Below are 2,975 nucleotides of genomic sequence, written 5' to 3' on the forward strand. Positions count from 1 at the left end.
AGCGACAGTCAGAAAGGTTCGTGTTAGTCGAAGTGGTCTGGGATGGCCGACCGTAGACGGTGAGAGTCCGGTAGACGAAAACATGTTCCCTGTCGTAGGTGATGCCCGAGTAGCAGCGGGCCCGTGAAATCTGCTGTGAATCTGCCGGGACCACCCGGTAAGCCTGAATACTCCCTGGTGACCGATAGCGGACTAGTACCGTGAGGGAAAGGTGAAAAGTACCCCGGGAGGGGAGTGAAATAGTACCTGAAACCGGACGCTTACAATCCGTCAGAGCCTGTGCACAGTTTGGTCTGTGGTGGGTGATGGCGTGCCTTTTGAAGAATGAGCCTGCGAGTTAGTGGCATGTGGCGAGGTTAACCCGTGTGGGGTAGCCGTAGCGAAAGCGAGTCCGAATAGGGCGTTGAGTCGTGTGTTCTAGACCCGAAGCGGAGTGATCTACCCATGGCCAGGGTGAAGCGACGGTAAGACGTCGTGGAGGCCCGAACCCACTTAGGTTGAAAACTGAGGGGATGAGTTGTGGGTAGGGGTGAAAGGCCAATCAAACTCCGTGATAGCTGGTTCTCCCCGAAATGCATTTAGGTGCAGCGTCACGTGTTTCACTCCGGAGGTAGAGCTACTGGATGGCCTAGGGGGCCCACAAGCTTACCGAAGTCAGCCAAACTCCGAATGCCGGGGTGTGAGAGCGTGGCAGTGAGACTGCGGGGGATAAGCTTCGTAGTCGAGAGGGAAACAGCCCAGATCGCCGGCTAAGGCCCCTAAGCGTGTACTAAGTGGAAAAGGATGTGGGGTCGCGAAGACAACCAGGAGGTTGGCTTAGAAGCAGCCACCCTTGAAAGAGTGCGTAATAGCTCACTGGTCAAGTGATCCTGCGCCGACAATGTAGCGGGGCTCAAGTACACCGCCGAAGCCGCGGCACTCCCACATTAACATCGGTTCGATCCTGCGGGGTCGTATCTAGTGGTGGGGGTGGGTAGGGGAGCGTCGTGCATCCTGGGAAGCAGCAGCGTGAGCTAGTTGTGGAGGGTGTGCGAGTGAGAATGCAGGCATGAGTAGCGAAAGACGAGTGAGAAACTCGTCCGCCGAATGACCAAGGGTTCCTGGGCCAGGTTAATCCGCCCAGGGTGAGTCGGGACCTAAGGCGAGGCCGACAGGCGTAGTCGATGGACAACGGGTTGATATTCCCGTACCCGTGTATCCGCGCCCAATGGCGAATCATCTGTGCTAAACGCCCTGAACCGGATCCATCACCTTCGGGTGAGGAGAGGGGGATGCGCGTGACCCTGGGTGTAGTAGTCAAGCGATGGGGTGACGCAGGAAGGTAGCTGGGCCCGGTAATGGTTGTCCGGGTGTAAGCCTGTAGGGCGTTGTGTAGGCAAATCCGCACAGCATATAGCCTGAGAGGTGATGCGTAGCCGATTGAGGTGAATTCAGTGATCCTATGCTGCCGAGAAAAGCCTCTAGTGAGTTGGTACACGGCCCGTACCCCAAACCGACACAGGTGGTCAGGTAGAGAATACCGAGGCGATCGAGAGAACTGTGGTTAAGGAACTCGGCAAAATGCCCCCGTAACTTCGGGAGAAGGGGGACCAACACTGGTGACGACCCTTGCGGTCCGAGCTGGTGGTGGTCGCAGAGACCAGAGAGAAGCGACTGTTTACTAAAAACACAGGTCCGTGCGAAGTCGTAAGACGATGTATACGGACTGACGCCTGCCCGGTGCCGGAAGGTTAAGAGGACCGGTTAGCCCGCAAGGGCGAAGCTGAGAATTTAAGCCCCGGTAAACGGCGGTGGTAACTATAACCATCCTAAGGTAGCGAAATTCCTTGTCGGGTAAGTTCCGACCTGCACGAATGGCGTAACGACTTCTCTGCTGTCTCAACCACAGACTCGGCGAAATTGCATTACGAGTAAAGATGCTCGTTACGCGCGGCAGGACGAAAAGACCCCGGGACCTTCACTATAGCTTGGTATTGGTGTTCGGTACGGTTTGTGTAGGATAGGTGGGAGACTGTGAAGTGGGCACGCCAGTGTTCGTGGAGTCATCGTTGAAATACCACTCTGATCGTATTGGACTTCTAACCTCGGGCCATGATCTGGTTCAGGGACAGTGCCTGGTGGGTAGTTTAACTGGGGCGGTTGCCTCCCAAAATGTAACGGAGGCGCCCAAAGGTTCCCTCAGCCTGGTTGGCAATCAGGTGTCGAGTGCAAGTGCACAAGGGAGCTTGACTGTGAGACTGACAGGTCGAGCAGGGACGAAAGTCGGGACTAGTGATCCGGCACCGGCATGTGGAAGCGGTGTCGCTCAACGGATAAAAGGTACCCCGGGGATAACAGGCTGATCTTCCCCAAGAGTCCATATCGACGGGATGGTTTGGCACCTCGATGTCGGCTCGTCGCATCCTGGGGCCGGAGTAGGTCCCAAGGGTTGGGCTGTTCGCCCATTAAAGCGGCACGCGAGCTGGGTTTAGAACGTCGTGAGACAGTTCGGTCTCTATCCGCCGCGCGCGTCAGAAACTTGAGGAAGGCTGTCCCTAGTACGAGAGGACCGGGACGGACGAACCTCTGGTGTGCCAGTTGTCCTGCCAAGGGCACTGCTGGTTGGCTACGTTCGGAAGGGATAACCGCTGAAAGCATCTAAGCGGGAAGCCTGTTCCAAGATGAGGTTTCTCTCCACCATCGAGTGGTTAAGGCCCCCTACAGACCATGGGGTTGATAGGCCGGAACTGGAAGCGCAGTAATGCGTGGAGGTGACTGGTACTAATAGGCCGAGGGCTTACCAACAAAGATGGCTACGCGTCCACTGTACGGTTCTGAAACAACACGATTCGTGTTGGTTTCACAGAGTTACGGCGGTTATAGCGGCAGGGAAACGCCCGGTCCCATTCCGAACCCGGAAGCTAAGCCTGCCAGCGCCGATGGTACTGCACTCGACAGGGTGTGGGAGAGTAGGACACCGCCGGAACAAATTGTCA

General features: G+C 56.5%; 2 rRNA genes (1 of these 2 only partly in view). Both read left to right on the top strand.

Annotated features, from left to right (window positions below):
• Window positions 1-2,784, top strand: a 23S ribosomal RNA gene (locus ACFUJ1_RS34125) (it extends 432 nt beyond the left edge of the window).
• Between the two features lie 64 nt (window positions 2,785-2,848).
• Window positions 2,849-2,965, top strand: a 5S ribosomal RNA gene (gene rrf / locus ACFUJ1_RS34130).
• Window positions 2,966-2,975: the final 10 nt, after the last annotated feature.

Source organism: Nocardia sp. NPDC057227, assembly GCF_042669725.1.
Taxonomy (GTDB): Bacteria; Actinomycetota; Actinomycetes; order Mycobacteriales; family Mycobacteriaceae; genus Nocardia; species Nocardia asteroides_A.